This is a genomic window from Citrobacter sp. W9 (assembly GCF_026719375.1).
Classification (GTDB): domain Bacteria; phylum Pseudomonadota; class Gammaproteobacteria; order Enterobacterales; family Enterobacteriaceae; genus Citrobacter; species Citrobacter werkmanii.
Genome location: NZ_JAPPTE010000001.1, coordinates 708,637 through 726,320, shown reverse-complemented (window position 1 = coordinate 726,320; position 17,684 = coordinate 708,637). Strand labels below are relative to the sequence as shown.

At 52.8% G+C, this 17,684-nt stretch carries 15 protein-coding genes; 5 read left to right on the top strand and 10 right to left on the bottom strand.

The genetic code is table 11. The annotated features are described in order from the left end of the window. The first annotated feature begins 172 nt into the window (after nt 1-172). The gene (locus OOJ59_RS03375; protein WP_087857581.1) at nt 173-1,099 is read left to right on the top strand and encodes a LysR family transcriptional regulator; all 927 of its coding nucleotides are present in this window, start codon (nt 173-175) and stop codon (nt 1,097-1,099) included. Between the two features lie 31 nt (nt 1,100-1,130). Here OOJ59_RS03375 and glgP read toward each other — a convergent pair whose 3' ends face one another. Next, entirely contained in the window at nt 1,131-3,581 is a 2,451-nt protein-coding gene (gene glgP / locus OOJ59_RS03370) for a glycogen phosphorylase (RefSeq protein WP_160955546.1), read from the bottom strand. A gap of 52 nt (nt 3,582-3,633) precedes the next feature. Beyond that, entirely contained in the window at nt 3,634-3,819 is a 186-nt protein-coding gene (locus OOJ59_RS03365) for a glycine cleavage system protein T (protein ID WP_223229568.1), read from the bottom strand. A 232-nt stretch (nt 3,820-4,051) separates the two neighbouring features. Between OOJ59_RS03365 and rimO the strand changes: the two genes are divergently transcribed. After that, nucleotides 4,052-5,359, top strand: a complete 1,308-nt coding sequence (gene rimO / locus OOJ59_RS03360; RefSeq protein ID WP_038639187.1) for a 30S ribosomal protein S12 methylthiotransferase RimO — start codon at nt 4,052-4,054, stop codon at nt 5,357-5,359. 54 nt (nt 5,360-5,413) lie between these two features. Here the strand turns inward: rimO and gsiD are convergent, their stop codons facing one another. From gsiD to OOJ59_RS03330, 6 genes are all read right to left on the bottom strand, one after another. Further along, entirely contained in the window at nt 5,414-6,325 is a 912-nt protein-coding gene (gene gsiD, locus OOJ59_RS03355) for a glutathione ABC transporter permease GsiD (protein ID WP_069323226.1), read from the bottom strand. A gap of 2 nt (nt 6,326-6,327) precedes the next feature. Next, the gene (gene gsiC, locus OOJ59_RS03350) at nt 6,328-7,248 is read right to left on the bottom strand and encodes a glutathione ABC transporter permease GsiC (protein ID WP_069323225.1); all 921 of its coding nucleotides are present in this window, start codon (nt 7,246-7,248) and stop codon (nt 6,328-6,330) included. A 46-nt stretch (nt 7,249-7,294) separates the two neighbouring features. Next, nucleotides 7,295-8,833, bottom strand: a complete 1,539-nt coding sequence (gene gsiB, locus OOJ59_RS03345; protein WP_159121181.1) for a glutathione ABC transporter substrate-binding protein GsiB — start codon at nt 8,831-8,833, stop codon at nt 7,295-7,297. 28 nt (nt 8,834-8,861) lie between these two features. After that, nucleotides 8,862-10,733, bottom strand: coding sequence for a glutathione ABC transporter ATP-binding protein GsiA (gene gsiA, locus OOJ59_RS03340; protein ID WP_069323224.1), 1,872 nt, complete (start codon nt 10,731-10,733; stop codon nt 8,862-8,864). After that, nucleotides 10,720-11,685: a beta-aspartyl-peptidase gene (iaaA, locus tag OOJ59_RS03335; protein ID WP_069323360.1), complete on the bottom strand. Its 966-nt coding sequence runs from the start codon at nt 11,683-11,685 to the stop codon at nt 10,720-10,722. The genes gsiA and iaaA overlap by 14 nt, the downstream gene beginning before the upstream one ends. 188 nt (nt 11,686-11,873) lie before the next feature. Further along, a complete protein-coding gene (locus OOJ59_RS03330) occupies nt 11,874-12,662 on the bottom strand; it encodes an aminoglycoside adenylyltransferase family protein (RefSeq protein WP_085047452.1) in 789 nt (262 codons plus the stop codon). Nucleotides 12,663-12,838: 176 nt separating this feature from the next. Here OOJ59_RS03330 and moeA point away from each other — a divergent pair, with 176 nt between their 5' ends. Both moeA and moeB read left to right on the top strand, forming a co-directional pair. After that, the gene (gene moeA, locus OOJ59_RS03325; RefSeq protein WP_160955544.1) at nt 12,839-14,074 is read left to right on the top strand and encodes a molybdopterin molybdotransferase MoeA; all 1,236 of its coding nucleotides are present in this window, start codon (nt 12,839-12,841) and stop codon (nt 14,072-14,074) included. Then, nucleotides 14,074-14,823 (top strand): molybdopterin-synthase adenylyltransferase MoeB, encoded by a 750-nt coding sequence (gene moeB, locus OOJ59_RS03320; RefSeq protein WP_150344830.1) that lies wholly within the window; start codon nt 14,074-14,076, stop codon nt 14,821-14,823. The genes moeA and moeB overlap by 1 nt, the downstream gene beginning before the upstream one ends. Before the next feature lie 48 nt (nt 14,824-14,871). Here moeB and OOJ59_RS03315 read toward each other — a convergent pair whose 3' ends face one another. Further along, a complete protein-coding gene (locus OOJ59_RS03315; protein WP_150344829.1) occupies nt 14,872-15,813 on the bottom strand; it encodes an Rpn family recombination-promoting nuclease/putative transposase in 942 nt (313 codons plus the stop codon). A 174-nt stretch (nt 15,814-15,987) separates the two neighbouring features. Further along, nucleotides 15,988-16,650, bottom strand: a complete 663-nt coding sequence (gene fsa, locus OOJ59_RS03310) for a fructose-6-phosphate aldolase (RefSeq protein WP_085047456.1) — start codon at nt 16,648-16,650, stop codon at nt 15,988-15,990. A 132-nt stretch (nt 16,651-16,782) separates the two neighbouring features. Between fsa and OOJ59_RS03305 the strand changes: the two genes are divergently transcribed. After that, nucleotides 16,783-17,682: a glycyl-radical enzyme activating protein gene (locus tag OOJ59_RS03305; protein ID WP_160955543.1), complete on the top strand. Its 900-nt coding sequence runs from the start codon at nt 16,783-16,785 to the stop codon at nt 17,680-17,682. Nucleotides 17,683-17,684 lie beyond the last annotated feature (2 nt).

The window sequence follows — 17,684 nt, the reverse complement described above, 5'->3', positions numbered from 1 at the left end:
GTTTTTTGAACAAATAGATGTCCTACATCAACAAAGCTCAATTGATTAACATAATTTACAATGTTACAACTCCAGGCGATGCGCTTAGCGAAAAGAGTCAGTTTCCCGCTGGCATGACATTTTTTGCTATACCTGATGTGATTACTGCCGTAGTGCTGATTATGAGGGGTCTATGTCGAAAGCAAATGATGCAGAGAAAATTCGCACGCTCTCAAAAATTGATCTCAATCTGCTGACGATTTTCTGTTTGATCTATAGCGTAGGCAGTATCTCCCGAGTCGCTGATATGTTGAATATCTCACCCTCTGCCGTCAGCCAGTCCTTGAGAAAACTGCGCGAAATGATGGGGGATAATCTGTTTGTCCGCAGCGGAAATGCGCTGTTACCGACGGTCTACTCTGATGAGCTTTATGATAATACGATCCCTATTATCGACAAACTGTCGTTGCTGATGCCGCTTTCCACGCCTGCCGCCAAAAAAAGGCTAACGCTCTATACGGAATCCTTTATTTCCCCTATCGTCATTCCCGACGTTACCGCGAGGATAATCGATACCGACGCCGATATCAGTCTCTTGCATCTCACCGCCGACCTGAATGAACAGAGCATTATTGAGTTATTGAATATGCGTCAGGCGGATGCCATTTTTTCAACTTTTTCCGTTGAGTCAGCAAGCCTTTCATGCCAGAAAATATGCGATATGCGCCTGGTACTGGTAGCGTCGCAGAATAACGATTTATACGGTAGTTCCATTAGCGAAGCACAATTCAGAAACGCGAACCTGGTGGGTTATAATACCAAGAATGAAAAAATCATTTACCATCGCAGTATTGTGGATAAAAAATTCAGATCCGGGGATCGCTGCCTGCTGACCTCATCATTTACGGCGATACTGACGATTGTGTCCAATACCCATTGTATAGGGGTGATCCCGGAAAAGGTATTTGCAACACATGCTCATCTGTATGGGCTGAAAAAAATAAACACACCGTTTCCCCTGCCGCAATTTAGTGTGTTTGCTTCATCGCGCAAAGACAGCAATACCCATAAGATCCTCTCCCCCATTCTGGCCGATTTGCAAACCGCCTCCCTGTTATGAAAACCAGGGAGGCTCAGCGTTGGGAAAATTGCTATACGTGAATTTTAGCTATGCGCCAGATATGGTCGGCATATTCCTGCACCGTTCTGTCCGATGAGAAATACCCCATGTTGGCAATATTGTGCATCGTCCTGGTCGTCCACTCCCGGGGAGTTCGATACAGCTCATCCACCGCATCCTGACAGTTCACATAGCTGCGGTAATCCGCCAACACCTGATAGTTGTCGCCAAAATTGATTAATGAATCCAGCACGTCTCTGTAACGTCCGGGCTCCTGAGGGCTGAACATACCCGTACCGATTTGCGTCAGCGCCAGGCGCAGTTCCTCATCATTTTCAAAGAGGCGTCGCGGGTCATAGCCATCGCGTCGTAAGGCTGCAACCTGATTAGCCGTATTACCAAAGATGAAGATGTTATCTTCCCCAACGTACTCGCGCATTTCAATATTCGCACCGTCGAGCGTACCAATGGTCAACGCGCCATTCATACCAAACTTCATATTGCTGGTCCCGGAGGCTTCCGTCCCGGCCAGGGAAATTTGCTCTGACAGATCGGCAGCCGGAATAATTAGCTGTGCGAGACTGACGCTGTAATCTGGGATGAAAACCACCTTCAGTTTGCCGCCTGTTTGCGGGTCATTGTTGACTAACTGCGCCACATCGTTAATTAAGCGGATAATTTGCTTCGCCATATAATAAGACGAGGCGGCTTTTCCGGCAAAAATATTCACCCGTGGAACCCAGTTGGCATCCGGCGCGGCTTTAATCCGGTTATAGCGCGTGATCACATGCAGCACATTCATAAGCTGCCGCTTGTATTCGTGAATACGTTTCACCTGCACATCAAACAACGCATCTGGATTCACCACCACGCCGTAATGGGCGGCAATATGTTGCGCCAGTCGCTGCTTATTTTCATACTTCGCCCGGCGTACCGCCTCATTCACCGTCGGATAATCTATGTATTGCTTTAACTCGCCCAATTGCATTAATTTGGTCCGCCAGCTTTCACCAATATTCTCATCCAGCACATTGGCAAGCGGAGGATTAGCCAGCGCCAGCCAACGCCGCGCCGTGACACCATTGGTTACGTTGGTGAAACGCAGAGGAAAGATACGCGCAAAATCAGCAAACAGAGAGTCGGTCATCAGTTTTGAATGCAACGCCGACACGCCATTTACCTTATGGCTGACAACCACCGCCAGCCAGGCCATGCGCACCACGCGCCCATTAGATTCATCAATCAGCGATACGCGCTGCAACAGTTCGCTGTCATCGCGATAGCGCTCCTGTAACGTCTTCAGGAAGCGGTCGTTAATCTCAAAAATAATCTGCAAATGACGCGGTAAAAGTCGACTTAACATTTCTACCGGCCAGGTTTCCAGCGCCTCGCTCATCAACGTATGGTTGGTATAAGAAAAAATCTGACAGGTCACGTCAAACGCGTTATCCCAACTAAACTGGTGATGATCGATCAACAAACGCATCAGCTCAGGAATCGCCAGCACCGGATGCGTATCATTGAGATGGATAGCGATTTTATCGGCCAGATTATCGTATGTGCGGTGCAACTGATAATGTCGGCTCAGGATGTCCTGAATCGTGGCCGAGGCCAGGAAATAGGCCTGGCGTAAACGCAATTCTCGCCCTGCATCAGTCGAATCATCCGGGTACAAAACTCGCGAGATCCGCTCGAAGTGATATTTGTTTTCCACTTCCGTAGCAAAGTCTTCCTGCTGATTCAGTTTGCCCGCATTGACCTCACTATTTACCTGAACGTTCCACAACCGCAATGTATTGGTGGTTTCCGTCGCATAGCCGGGAATAATCTGGTCATGGGCCACCGCCAGAATATCTTCAGTTTCTAGCCAGCGGGTTTTATTCCCTTCTTGTTGCAGTCGCCCGCCAAAGCGCACTTTATAATGCGTATTATGACGTTTGAATTCCCACGGATTACCATATTCTAACCAATAGTCCAGCGACTCTTTTTGCACGCCATCGACAATATTTTGTTTAAACATACCGTAGTTATAGCGAATGCCGTATCCGCATCCCGGCAGGCCAAGCGTTGCCAGCGAATCAAGGAAACAAGCCGCCAGTCGTCCAAGGCCGCCATTCCCAAGTCCGGGATCATTTTCCTCGTCAATCAGCTCTTCCAGTTCCAGCCCCATTGCCTCAAGCGCGCTTCTGACTTCGTCGTAAATACCTAACGAGAGCAACGCATTAGACAACGTACGGCCAATTAAAAATTCCATCGACAGATAATAAACCTGGCGCGCATCCTGAGAGAATTGTGCCCGATTAGAACGGTGCCAGCGCTCGACCATTCGATCGCGTACCGCATATAACGTCGCATTAAGCCACTCCCGTTTCGTAGCGATGGCGGGATCTTTGCCAATAGTAAATAAAAGTTTATTAGCAATATCATCTCTCAGTTTATCAACATCAGAGTCCGCCGCGAGCGGCAGTGGCGAAATATACATATTAACGTTACCTTTCAAATTTTGCAGGATGGGTAATAGACAGGTGAATTATTTAAACTCTGGGTTTGCGAGCGTCAGTTTTTTGCCGAATAATTTCATGACTGGCGATAAACGTTAATTCTGTCATTAATGCACGCCAACTTAAGCCTGTGGCCAGTGAGATATAATATAAACTCACACCATTAGCATAAAGAGTTTTAGCCATTTCAAGCTTCGACTGCAAAACAATATCTTTCAAATTTAACCTCATTAATAACGCTCGACGAGATAAAAATTTACGCTAATTAATTTCTACAGCCAAGAAGTGACACTTAAAGCCGGAATTAGACTCGCTAAACACCTTCCGCTAACCGATCCACTATTTATAGGTATTGGTCTTTATTCTCCCGGTCTTATGCCGATCAGATATAGATGTACCGTGACGGCATCTGTATAATCCCCCGATTACGAGCAATGTACAGTATAAGAAAATGGCAAAAATTGGTTTTATATCACTAGGTTGTCCGAAAAACCTCGTCGATTCTGAGCGCATCCTGACCGAACTTCGTACCGAAGGCTATGATGTTGTGCCAAGCTACGACGACGCGGATATGGTTATCGTTAACACCTGCGGCTTTATCGACAGCGCGGTTCAGGAGTCCCTAGAAGCAATCGGCGAAGCGTTGAACGAAAACGGCAAGGTGATCGTTACCGGCTGTCTGGGCGCGAAAGTCGATCAGATCCGTGAAGTCCACCCGAAAGTGCTGGAAATCACCGGTCCGCACAGCTATGAACAGGTTCTGGAGCACGTTCACCACTATGTGCCAAAACCAAAGCATAACCCGTTCCAGAGTCTGGTTCCTGAGCAGGGCGTCAAGCTGACTCCGCGCCATTATGCCTATCTGAAAATTTCTGAAGGCTGCAACCACCGCTGCACGTTCTGCATTATTCCGTCGATGCGTGGCGATCTGGTGAGTCGTCCGATCGGCGACGTACTCAGCGAAGCCAAGCGTCTGGTAGATGCGGGCGTGAAAGAGATACTGGTCATTTCTCAGGATACGTCCGCGTACGGCGTGGATGTGAAGCATCGCACCGGTTTCCATAACGGCGAGCCGGTCAAAACCAGCATGGTTGATCTGTGCGAACAGTTATCAAAACTGGGGATCTGGACGCGTCTGCATTACGTCTATCCTTACCCGCACGTTGATGACGTGATCCCGTTGATGGCGGAAGGCAAAATTCTGCCGTATCTGGACATCCCGCTGCAGCATGCCAGCCCGCGTATTCTCAAGCTGATGAAACGCCCAGGCTCCGTGGACAGACAGCTGGCGCGCATCAAGCAGTGGCGTGAAATTTGTCCTGAACTGACGCTGCGCTCCACCTTCATTGTTGGTTTCCCGGGGGAAACAGAAGAAGACTTCCAGATGTTGCTCGACTTCCTGAAGGAAGCACGCCTGGATCGCGTCGGCTGCTTTAAGTACAGCCCGGTAGAAGGCGCTGGCGCCAATGACCTGCCAGATCAAATCCCGGAAGAGGTGAAAGAAGAACGCTGGAACCGCTTTATGCAGTTGCAACAGCAGATCTCTGCTGAACGCTTGCAGGAGAAAGTGGGCCGCGAAATTCTGGTTATCGTTGATGAAGTTGACGAAGAAGGCGCGATTGGTCGCAGTATGGCTGACGCCCCGGAAATCGATGGCGCGGTATACCTGAATGGCGAAACCAGGGTGAAACCTGGCGATATCATCCGCGTGAAGGTCGAAAACGCAGATGAATACGATCTGTGGGGCACCCGCGTTTAAATAGCGTAACCCAACGCAGGCCGGATAAGCGTTACGTCTTATCCGGCCTGTGGTTTATCCTTTTATCTTCGGGTCCAGCGCGTCGCGCAGGCCATCGCCCAGTAAGTTAAACGCCAGCACCGTCAGAAATATCGCCACCGCCGGGAAAATCGCCACATGCGGCGCAATCACCATATCGGCCCGCGCCTCATTGAGCATTGCCCCCCACTCCGGGGTCGGCGGCTGCGCGCCCAATCCCAGAAATGACAAGCTCGCGGCAGAGATAATCGACGTGCCAATTCGCATGGTAAAAAAGACCACAATCGATGAGACCGTTCCCGGCAGAATATGGTTAAAGATGATGGTTGCATCGCTGGCGCCAATACTGCGCGCAGATTCAATAAAGGTCTGCTGCTTCAGCACTAGCGTATTCCCACGCACCAGGCGCGCGAAGGCCGGAATAGAAAAAATAGCCACGGCAATAATCACGTTGGCAATACCGCTGCCCAGCACTGCCACCACAGCGATCGCCAGCAAAATACCCGGAAAGGCGAACAGTACATCGCAGATGCGCATAATCAGTCGATCCCACCAGCCTTCGTAGTATCCTGCCAGTAACCCCAACACGGTGCCAATCGTCGCGCCAATAAATACGGCAAAGACCCCTGCCGCCAACGAGATTTGCGCCCCAACCAGCACACGGCTAAAGATATCCCGTCCCAGGGAGTCAACGCCAAACCAGTGCAGCATCGACGGCCCGTCATTCAGACGGTCATAATCGAAGTAGTTTTCGGCATCAAATGGCGTCAGCCAGCGGGCAAAAATCGCCACCATAATCAGGATAAGGACAAACAATCCCGCGATCATCGCCATGCGCTGGCGGCGGAAACGACGCCAGAACTCATGCCACGGCGTGCGAATCTGCTCTGGCTTAACAAGGGGCATCGCATTTAAAATCGCCTGTCGGCGCCAGTTAAAAAATCGCATCCTTACTTGTACCTGATAGCCGGATTAATGGCGGCGTAGAGTACATCCACCACTAAATTAATAAGAATAAACTCCAGAGAGAATAACAGCACCTCGGCCTGTATCACCGGGTAGTCGCGCATTTCGACTGAGTCCACTAACAGTCGTCCAAGCCCTGGCCAGTTAAACACCTTCTCAACCACGATTGAGCCGCCGAGTAAAAAACCAAACTGTAGCCCCATCATGGTAACCACCGGGATCATCGCGTTACGCAGACCATGTTTTAACACCACCCAGGTTTCACTCACCCCTTTGGCTCGCGCGGTGCGCATATAATCTTCACTGAGCACATCGACAAACGAAGCACGGGTAAAGCGGGCCAGCACCGCAGCCACCGCCGCCCCCAGCGTAATTGACGGGAGGATATAGTGCAGCCAGGTGTCAGCGCCCACGGTGGGCAACCAGCCGAGTTCAACGGAAAATATCTGCATAAGCAGCATGCCGAGCGCAAAAGCCGGAAAAGAGATCCCGGTGACCGCCAGCGTCATACTTAACCTGTCCGGCCAGCGATTACGCCACACGGCGGCGATAATCCCCGCCGTCATGCCAAATAACACTGCCCACGCCATACTGGCAATTGTCAGCCATAGCGATGGCATAAAACGGCTGGCAATCTCTTCCGCAACCGGGCGGCGAGAAACCATCGAGGTTCCAAAATCGCCTTGCAACACGTTGGTCATGTAATGCCAGAACTGAATATGCAGCGGTTGGTCCAGACCCAGTTGCTTACGCACCAGTTCAATCACCTCAGCGTCAGCTTCCGGTCCGGCAATCAGCCGGGCCGGATCGCCGGGTAGCAGGTGAACAAATAAAAACACCAGCACCGCCACAATCAACAGCGTTGGGATCAACCCCAGCAGGCGCTTGAAAACATAGTTAAGCATCACGCTCCCTTCGCCGGCCCCTACATTAAGGGGCCGAATGCATCGCTTATTTTAAATCCGCATCATCAAAGCTAAATCCGGTATCCGGCATGATCCAGAATCCCGTCAACCTGGTGCTGTGCGCCGAAATCAGTTTTTCCACTACCAGCGGGATCCACGGCGACTCTTTCCAGATGATATCCTGCGCATCTTTGTACAGCTTCGCTTTCTGCGCCGGATCGTTGGTTTGCAGAGCCGCGGCTAAATCACTGTCCACCTGCTTATTGCTGTAGAACGCCGTATTAAACAGCGTCGGCGGCCAGTTTTGTGATGCAAATAGCGGCGACAGCGCCCAGTCCGCTTCACCTGTAGAAGCAGACCAGCCGGTGTAGAACATCCGCACTCCGCTCTCTTTCTGCGCTTTACCTTCAACTTCCGCCGCTCGCTGACCAGCGTCCATCGCCGTTACCTGCGCCTTAATGCCCACCTGTGCCAACTGCTGCTGGGTAAATTGCAGTACTTTCTGCGCGGTACTGTGGTTATGCGAAGACCATAGCGTGGTGGTAAAACCATTAGGGTAACCCGCTTCTTTCAGCAACTCGCGCGCTTTCGCCGGATCGTAAGGCCACGGCGTATAGCTTTGCGCATAGGCAATCGATGGCGGGAGAACACCGGTGGCAGGCGTCGCGTACCCGGCAAAAGCGACTTTCACCAGCGCCTGACGGTTGATGGCATAATTCAGCGCCTCACGCACCTTCGGGTTATCGAACGGTTTTTGCGTGACGTTCATGCTGATATAACGCTGCATGATAGACGGGCTGGCCACCAGTTCCAGGTTTTTGTTCTTCGCCAGTAAAGCCGCCTGCTCGTAAGGGATCGGGAAGGCAAACTGCGCTTCCCCGGTCTGCAGCATGGCCGCTCGCGTGTTGTTGTCGGTCACCGGACGCCAGGTAATCGTGTCAAGCTTTGGCAACCCTTGCTGCCAGTAGCCCACGAACTTCTTAACCTTGACAAAATCCGTCTGATTCCAGGTTTCAAGCTGATACGGTCCGGTGCCGACAGGATGAAAGCCGATCTCCTTACCGTATTTCTCCAGCGCGGCAGGCGAAATCATCGCCGTTGCCGGGTGCGCCAGAATATTGATGAATGCCGAGAACGGTTGCTTCAGCGTAATCTTCACCGTCGACGGGTCGACAACCTCGGTTTTATCAATATTCTTATACAGGTTGTAGCGTTTCAGATGGTTTTCCGGATTACTGGCCCGATCGAGGTTAGCTTTGACCGCATCGGCGTTGAAGTCAGTGCCATCCTGAAACTTCACGCCCTGACGCAGCTTAAGGGTGTAAGTCAGGCCATCATCAGAAACCGTATAACTCTCCGCCAGCACATTTTTCAGCTTCATCTCTTTATCAAGGCCAAACAGTCCTTGATAAAACGACTTTGCTACCGCCTGCGACAACGTGTCGTTCGCGTCATAGGGGTCGAGCGTGGTGAAATTAGATCCCACCGCCACCACCACGTCTTTGGCGGCCCAGCCCGGTGCGGCGGCCAGCGCCGAGGCCACTCCCACAGCAACCAGCCATTTTCGAGCAACAATTTTTGTCATGTTATTCTCCTTAAACCCTGTCTGCCTGTTATAAACGCGAAAGCGCATTTTCTGGTTGTGGACGCGCGACATAATGCCCCGGGCCAACTAATTGTAGTGACACGGGGGAAATCTCTTCGCCGCGCTTGCGGATATTGCTGGGGATATCATCCGATAACAGCACGCGCTGGGGCCGATGATGTGATGGATCGGCAACCGGTACTGCCGCCATCAGTTTGCGCGTATACGGATGCTGTGGATTTTCAAATACCGCCCGCCGGGTGCCGATCTCGACGATCTGCCCCAGATACATCACCGCCACACGGTGACTGATCCGCTCCACTACCGCCATATCGTGGGAAATAAACAGGTATGCGATCCCCATTTCGCGCTGCAGGTCGAGCAACAAGTTGATAATTTGCCCACGAATCGAGACATCCAGCGCCGAGACCGACTCATCGGCAATGATTACCTTGGGATTGAGCGCCAGCGCCCGGGCAATGCAGATACGCTGACGCTGACCGCCGGAAAACTCGTGCGGATAGCGCCAGGCATGCTCAGGGAGCAATCCTACGCGCTCCAGCAGCCAGGCAACCCGTTTTGCCGCCGCATCACCTTGCAGTAATCCATGCACCCGTAACGGCTCTAAAATGGAATATCCCACCGTCTGGCGAGGATCGAGCGATGCATAAGGGTCCTGGAAGATGAACTGAATGTCCCGGCGCAGCGGCTGCAGTTTGCTGGCGGCGAGGGTATCAATCCGCTGTCCGTTGAAGATGATCTCTCCACGCTGAGACTCAACCAGGCGCAGCAACGCCCGTCCTGTGGTGGACTTGCCGCAGCCCGACTCGCCCACCAGCGAGAGCGTTTCTCCCGGCCACAGGTCAAAGCTGACGTTTTCCACCGCATGCACCTCACGGGTTACCCGGTTAAGAATGCCGCTGCGCAGAGGAAAACGCGTCACCAGATTGCGTACCCGTAGAATAGGCTCGCCTTCAACCACGGTGTCCTGCTCGGTTTGCGGTTCAACATGACTGGGATCGTGTAAAGAAATAAGTGGGAAACGGCGCGGATACTCTTGTCCGCTCATGGCGCCAAGCTGCGGTACGGCTGCCAGCAACGCTTTAGTATAGGGATGCTGGGGAGCATGAAAGATCTGCTCAACGCTGCCGGTTTCAACCGCCTCACCCTGATACATTACCAGCACACGGTCGGCAATATCCGCCACCACGCCCATATCGTGGGTAATAAAGATCACCCCCATCGACATATCCTGCTGCAACACTTTTATGAGTTGCAGGATCTGCGCCTGAATAGTGACATCCAGCGCGGTGGTCGGCTCATCGGCAATCAGTACCGCAGGGCGACACGACAACGCCATAGCGATCATCACGCGCTGGCGCATGCCGCCGGAAAGCTGGTGCGGATAACGCGATAAAATCGCCTTCGCCTCAGGGATACGGACCTGATCGAGCATCCGTTTAGCTTCCAGCATCGCCTCTTCATGACTGGCCCCCTGGTGTAAGCGGATAGACTCGGCAATCTGCTCACCCACGGTAAACACCGGATTTAGCGATGTCATCGGCTCCTGAAAGATCATCGCGATATCCGCGCCGCGCACGTGGCGCATCTGTGATGCGCTCTGTTCACCCAGCTCAATAACCTGGCGGTTGCGGCGTCGGAGGAGCATTTCATCACAGCTCACCTCACCGCCAGCCTGTTCTATCAGACGCATCAGCGACAAAGCCGTGACCGACTTTCCTGAACCGGACTCGCCAACTATCGCCAGCGTTTCGCCACGCTTCAGACGAAATGACAGATTACGCACCGCACTTACGCGCTGCTGTTCCTGTTCAAAGGCAATGTTCAGGTTACTCACTGCCAGCACGTCACTGACGTCAAGCTCATCACTGTGTGGCAACGGTATCTCCTTTTTCCCGATAAATACCGGTGGTTGGCGTATCGCCCGCGTATCCCCAGGCACGGTACATGCCTTCACTGTTAAACGGTAAGGCGACATTGCCCTCATGATCGATAGCAATTAAGCCGCCACTGCCGCCCAACGCCGGTAATTTTTCCATCACCACACGCTCGCACGCCTCAGATAAACTCAGGCCGCCATAATCCATCAATGCCGCAATGTCATAAGCCGCCAGCGCACGAATAAAGACTTCTCCGGTTCCGGTGCAGGAAACCGCCACGTTTGCGTTATTGGCATAACAGCCTGCGCCAACCAGTGGACTGTCACCCACCCGGCCCGGCAATTTGTTGGTCATCCCGCCGGTCGATGTCGCCGCCGCCAGATTACCAGACATATCCAGCGCAACCGCCCCCACGGTACCCATTTTGTTGTTCTCATCCAGTGGGGTAGCGTTATGATCCAGCACCATTTCACCCGCCGTTCGCGCCGCCAGCAGTTGAGCGTAGCGTTCTGGCGTCGAGAAAATATCCGCCGAAACGCGCTCCATACCCTGCGCAATGGCAAAATTCTCTGCCCCCTCACCTATCATCATGACGTGTGGGCTGTGTTCCATCACCAGGCGTGCCGCGAGAACTGGATTTCGCAGATGACTGACTCCCGCGACGGCTCCCGCTTTCAGGGTATTACCGTCCATCACGCAGGCGTCCAGCTCATGGGTTTCATCACGGGTATATACTGCGCCAATTCCGGCATTAAACAGCGGGCACTCTTCCAGCAGACGCACGGCCTCGGTCACCACATCCAGTGCGCTACGCCCCTCTTCGAGCATCCGCTGACCGGTTTCGACAACATCTGACAGCGCCTGTATATAACGCAACTCCTGCTCCTGGCTCAGCTGTGCACGGGTAATAGCCCCGGCGCCGCCGTGAATTGCAATAACTGCTTTACCCATTTTTTCGTCCATTAAGGTGACCGGTTCCGGGGTTATAAATATCAGAATTTCGGTGACTTATTGATTCGATTTTTGAATATAGAAAGATGCAGACGTCATGTAAAGGTAAAGGCCTGCCTCTCATAATCGATGCTGTCAGTCATTCAGATGGAGTTAACAGGAATGAATCCCCGACGACGTTGAATAACCTATTCAAGCAGATCGGTAATCTGTTTTTTTGCATGCCATACAAACCGTTGTACTGACGGCATGGATTCAGCCCAGTTCGTTTTGGCCACCCCCAGATATTCCGCACATGCAGCTTGCAGCGTGTCAGCATGCTCAACGGGCAATTTAGGCATGAGCCACGACGCGGCCTCATCCTTAGCGACAATATCGCCGGTCACGACGCTGTACCAGATACGCGCCAGAGCCAGAATAATATTGCGCTCATCACCCTCTAAATCTGCGGGTTCTTGCCACTGTTCAAGAGTATGTCGAAACGTTTTCAAGACATCATTGGCAGGAATGGCGTTGAAAAATATATCAGCGGGTTCACCGAACAACGGTACGCTGGCGCGCCGGGCCTGGGTCAGCAAAATGGCAAGATCAGCATCCGCCAGCGCCGGTTCAAACACGCCGGCGCCGATCTCCTCACGCAACCACTCGCCAAACTGCATTTCTCTTACGGGTGGGAATTGCCACGGTACGATCAGCGAGTACACAACAACGGTGACTTCCAGCGCGCGGTAACGTTCTGAGGTCCCGGGCGGCGCTGAAATGGTCAGCAATTCCCGCATCACGGTTTCTCTTAACCGGGCATCCATTGGTTCCCGTATGGTGACCAACAAATCAATGTCGCTGAGAGGTTTTAAACCGCTGTCGACAGCAGAACCATACAGATGAATAGCCACGAGATTCTCCTCGAAAAGCTGGCGGATGAGCGCACTGGCGGCATTCACCTGCCGTCGAATTGCGTCCGGAATAGGAGTAGCCATTTAGCCCCCTGGGGAAAAAGAGCGGAAATATTGAGTCTATACTGCATTTTTCCTGTGGCGCTATCCTCTGGCATGAAACCTTGATCAGATCTGATTCTAAGCCTGAGGTAGCATACTGTCCGCGGCCATTTTCTGACATAATGGCCGGATTCGATTTTGCCCGCAGGAGTCTTCTCATGGAATTTACCGCCGGACTGATGCCGCTTGAAACGGCTCTCTCTCAGATGCTGTCGCGTATTACCCCGCTCACCGACGTCGAAACGCTGCCGCTGGTTCAATGCTTTGGCCGCATTCTGGCCGCCGACGTCGTTTCCCCCATTGATGTACCAGGATTCGATAATTCGGCAATGGATGGCTATGCGGTGCGATTAGACGATTTACGCTCGGGTCTGCCGCTTGCGGTAGCAGGCAAAGCCTTTGCCGGACAGCCTTTTCACGGCGAATGGCCAGCGGGGACCTGTATCCGCATCATGACCGGCGCCCCGGTGCCTGCCGGTTGTGAAGCGGTGGTCATGCAGGAACAAACGGAACAAACCGATGACGGTGTACGTTTTACCGCCGAAGTCCGCGGCGGACAAAATATTCGTCTGCGCGGTGAAGATATTGCAAACGGTGCAGTCGTCTTCCCCGCCGGGACTCGCCTGACAACCGCCGAGCTCCCGGTTCTGGCTTCGCTCGGTATTGCTGATGCGCCTGTTGTGCGCAAAGTCCGGGTGGCGTTGTTCTCCACCGGTGATGAACTGCAACTGCCGGGTCAACCGCTGGGCGACGGACAGATTTATGACACCAACCGTCTGGCCGTTCACCTGATGCTGCAACAGTTGGGCTGCGAGGTGATCAACCTTGGGATTATTCGCGACGATCCCAACGCGCTACGCGCGGCGTTTATTGAAGCCGACAGCCAGGCCGATGTCGTTATCAGCTCCGGCGGCGTTTCAGTCGGTGAAGCGGATTACACCAAAACCATTCTGGAGGAACTGGGAGAAATTGCCTTCTGGAAGCTGGCCATCAAACCGGGCAAACCGTTCGCCTTTGGCAAACTAAGCAACAGTTGGTTTTGCGGCCTGCCGGGTAACCCGGTGTCAGCAGCCCTCACCTTTTATCAACTGGTGCAACCAATGCTGGCGAAGCTTAGCGGCAACACGGGCTGTGGGTTGCCTCCTCGCCAACGCGTGCGCACCGCGTCACGTTTGAAGAAGACGCCAGGTCGTCTGGATTTTCAACGTGGCGTATTGCAGCGCACCGCAGAAGGCGAACTGGAAGTCACCACCACCGGACACCAGGGCTCACATATTTTTAGCTCCTTTAGCCTCGGCAACTGTTTTATCGTGCTGGAACGCGATCGTGGTAACGTTGAAGCCGGAGAGTGGGTTGAAGTCGAGCCGTTTAACGCGCTGTTTGGAGGTCTGTAATGGCGGAACTCAGCGACCAGGAGATGATGCGCTATAACCGGCAAATCATTCTGCGCGGCTTCGATTTTGAAGGTCAGGAAGCGCTGAAGGAAGCGCGGGTACTGGTCGTTGGTCTGGGGGGACTTGGCTGCGCCGCGACCCAATACCTGGCAGGCGCAGGCATCGGACATTTAACGCTGCTCGACTTTGACACCGTTTCCGTGTCGAACCTCCAGCGTCAGACGCTGCACAGCGATGCAACCGTAGGGCAGCCGAAAGTGCTATCCGCCCGCGACGCGCTGGCGCGGATTAACCCTTATATCGCCATTACGCCAGTGAATGCGCTGCTGGATGATAGCGAAATTCACGCGCTGATCGCCAAACACGATTTGGTGCTGGACTGTACGGATAACGTCAGCATCCGCAATCAGCTTAATGCCGGATGCTTTAGCGCAAAGGTTCCGCTGGTTTCCGGGGCGGCAATTCGCATGGAAGGACAAATTACCGTCTTTACCTATCAGGAAGGCGAACCTTGCTACCGTTGCCTGAGCCGCCTGTTCGGTGAAAATGCCCTCACCTGCGTGGAAGCTGGCGTAATGGCTCCGCTAATCGGCGTGATCGGCTCATTACAGGCCATGGAAGCCATTAAATTATTGGCAAACTACGGTAAACCCGCATCTGGAAAAATCGTCATGTACGACGCCATGACCTGCCAGTTTCGCGAAATGAAGCTGATGCGTAACCCGGGATGTGAGGTGTGCGGGCAGTAACGGTAAGCCCCGGCGGCATTTATTTTCCGGGGCTGTATTAACATACATTCAATGCGTCAAAGATTTAATATCTTCCTCAGATAGCCCGGTGATTCTCACGATAAGCTCCCGTGGGAGACCATCGGCCAGCATTGAGTGGGCAATGCGCTGCGCTTCCTCGCGACGACCTTCAGCTAAACCTTTTTCATGACCGCGCTCCATGCCTTTCCGTAGCCCCTTTCGCTCCCCTGCCCTACGTATTTTTTCAACAATATTCATTGTACGCTCCTTGTGTTCGGGTACCTGCTGCGCCAGCTTACGCATAAATCGCCCAAAGCGCGGTTTGTGACCATGCTGGATTAGCAGATAATTAAACAGCGCTTTTAGCTGGCTGTCATTAGCACTTCCTGTAACCAGCAGCGTAGCCAGATTGTCCACCAGTCCTAATAAATCGCGCTGGCGAATATGCTTTTGAATCAATTCCAGCAGTGCAATACGCCGGTGCTGCATAATTTCTTCATCCGGGATCACGGTAATATCCACCAATGGAAATGCCGACAGATAAAGCTGGCGCGCCAGGAGCGGATTATCAAACTCATCCAGCCAGCATAAAGAGAAGGGATAAGGCGTATCGACGCCATGATAAAACAACATCGGCACGACTAACGGTAAGCGGGTATGCCCGGCGTCAAGGTGGCTTTGCATTGCCGCTATCGCATAACGCATCAGGCGAAACGACATATGCACATCAGGACGACTTTGATGTTCAATCACGACATAGATATAACCCTCCCCTTCACTGGTTTTCATCGACCAAAGCACATCTGAATAATATGCGCGTAAGTTTTCTTCAATAAAACTGGTAGGTTGCAGTTCTAACGTCGCCAGATCACAAAGCGCCCGTAGCGTGGGAGGAAGATGAATTTCAATAAAATCACGGGCTGTGGCAGGGTATTTTAAAAATGTTTTAAACAGCGCATCGTGCGGTGTGGCTGTAGGTGTTTTTTTCATGGCGGTCCGTCACCTGATAAACATGATGACGTGAATGTACCCGTCGCGATGACGGGTAGCATGCAGGCTTTACCGGTTTTACGAGGGGGATTCGCAGTTTATTGCTCTTAACTGCAACAGATTCATTTTAACGGAATCACCTACGCAAATATGCCGGAGTAATCCGACCTAAAACTAGATCGACGTCCGTCCAAACGCCCCCTGCCAGTCCTGCTCAAACTTCACAATCGCCGCATCCACAGCCGGAGAGGTCATAAACTGCTGCGCCACGTCCAGCGGCAGCGTGATAGACTCGCAGCCTGCCAGCAGGCAATCCAGCGCCTGACGCGGCGTTTTGAAGCTGGCTGCCAGTACTTTGGCGTGCGGCGCATGCATGTTCAGTAAGGTTTGCAGATCGGTCACCGTCTGAATACCATCTCCCCCCTGCGCATCCACGCGGTTTACGTATGGCGCAACATATTCCGCTCCCGCCAGCGCCGCTAACAGCCCTTGAGCAGCACCGTATACCGCGGTACCCAGCGTCGGGATCCCTTCTTCTTTCAATAGTTTAATTGCCGCCAGACCTTCTGCCGTCACCGGTACTTTGACCACGATATCCGCGATAATTGCCCGCAGTTTACGCGCATCATTGACCATGCCTTCGGCGGTCGTCGCCATCACCTGTGCAAACAGCCGGCCTTGTCCCCCCATCGCTTCCTGCAGTTGCGGCAGCAACACTTCCAGCCTCTCTTTACCAGCCGCCACAATACTCGGGTTAGTGGTCACCCCAGCCAACGGCAAAACACGCGCCAGAGCTTTGACAGCGGCAACATCAGACGTATCTAAATAGAGTTCCATAACCTTTCCTCAAACGAATAATTAGCATGAATAAAAGGTAGCACGGCGAAACCTCACGGTTAGTTGACGCACGTCAATATAACTTTCATTCGAAAGTAATTTAATCTTTATACGAAAGAAAAGAGGTCGCTTATGATTTTCAATATCCAGCGCTATTCCACGCATGATGGCCCCGGTATCCGTACCGTGGTGTTCCTTAAGGGATGCTCCCTGGGCTGTCGTTGGTGTCAGAATCCGGAAAGCCGCGCCCGCACACAGGACCTGCTCTACGACGCACGTTTGTGTCTGGACGGTTGCGATCTCTGTGCTCAGGCGGCACCTGCGGTGATTGAGCGAGCGCTGAGCGGCCTGCTTATTCATCGCGAAAAACTGACCGATAACGCTTTCGCCGCGCTAACTGACTGCTGTCCAACCCAGGCGCTGACCGTCTGCGGAGAGGTAAAAAGCGTGGACGACATCATGGCGACCGTACTGCGTGATAAACCGTTTTACGATCGTAGCGGTGGGGGTCTCACCCTCTCCGGTGGCGAACCGTTTATGCAGCCAGAACTGGCGGCAGAATTATTCAAGGCCAGCCACGATGCGGGCATTCATACGGCGGTCGAAACCTGTCTGCATGTGCCGTGGAAGTATATCGAGCCGTCATTACCTTACGTTGATCTGTTCCTGGCTGATTTAAAACATGTCGCCGACGCGCCGTTTAAGCAGTGGACCGATGGCAGTGCCTCTCGTGTATTAGACAATCTGAAAAAATTGGCCGCTGCGGGTAAAAAAATGATTATCCGCGTACCGCTGATTCAGGGTTTCAACGCTGACGAAGCCGCCATCCAGGCTATTACCGATTTTGCTGCCGACGAGCTTCACGTCGGTGAGATCCATTTTTTGCCCTATCACACCCTGGGCATCAATAAATACCACTTACTCAGTCAACCCTACAACGCACCGGATAAACCGCTTGAGGCGCCTGCCCTGCTCGAATTTGCTCAGCAGTATGCCCGCCATAAAGGTTTAACCGCGACCCTACGAGGATAATC

What these genes read in the sequence shown, in the direction of transcription:
- OOJ59_RS03375 (WP_087857581.1), top strand. Translation starts at nt 173, where the DNA reads ATGTCGAAAGCAAATGATGCAGAGAAAATTCGCACGCTCTCAAAAATT.
- glgP (WP_160955546.1), bottom strand. Translation starts at nt 3,581, where the DNA reads ATGTATATTTCGCCACTGCCGCTCGCGGCGGACTCTGATGTTGATAAA.
- rimO (WP_038639187.1), top strand. Translation starts at nt 4,052, where the DNA reads ATGGCAAAAATTGGTTTTATATCACTAGGTTGTCCGAAAAACCTCGTC.
- gsiD (WP_069323226.1), bottom strand. Translation starts at nt 6,325, where the DNA reads ATGCGATTTTTTAACTGGCGCCGACAGGCGATTTTAAATGCGATGCCC.
- gsiC (WP_069323225.1), bottom strand. Translation starts at nt 7,248, where the DNA reads ATGCTTAACTATGTTTTCAAGCGCCTGCTGGGGTTGATCCCAACGCTG.
- gsiB (WP_159121181.1), bottom strand. Translation starts at nt 8,833, where the DNA reads ATGACAAAAATTGTTGCTCGAAAATGGCTGGTTGCTGTGGGAGTGGCC.
- iaaA (WP_069323360.1), bottom strand. Translation starts at nt 11,685, where the DNA reads ATGGGTAAAGCAGTTATTGCAATTCACGGCGGCGCCGGGGCTATTACC.
- OOJ59_RS03330 (WP_085047452.1), bottom strand. Translation starts at nt 12,662, where the DNA reads ATGGCTACTCCTATTCCGGACGCAATTCGACGGCAGGTGAATGCCGCC.
- moeA (WP_160955544.1), top strand. Translation starts at nt 12,839, where the DNA reads ATGGAATTTACCGCCGGACTGATGCCGCTTGAAACGGCTCTCTCTCAG.
- moeB (WP_150344830.1), top strand. Translation starts at nt 14,074, where the DNA reads ATGGCGGAACTCAGCGACCAGGAGATGATGCGCTATAACCGGCAAATC.
- OOJ59_RS03315 (WP_150344829.1), bottom strand. Translation starts at nt 15,813, where the DNA reads ATGAAAAAAACACCTACAGCCACACCGCACGATGCGCTGTTTAAAACA.
- fsa (WP_085047456.1), bottom strand. Translation starts at nt 16,650, where the DNA reads ATGGAACTCTATTTAGATACGTCTGATGTTGCCGCTGTCAAAGCTCTG.
- OOJ59_RS03305 (WP_160955543.1), top strand. Translation starts at nt 16,783, where the DNA reads ATGATTTTCAATATCCAGCGCTATTCCACGCATGATGGCCCCGGTATC.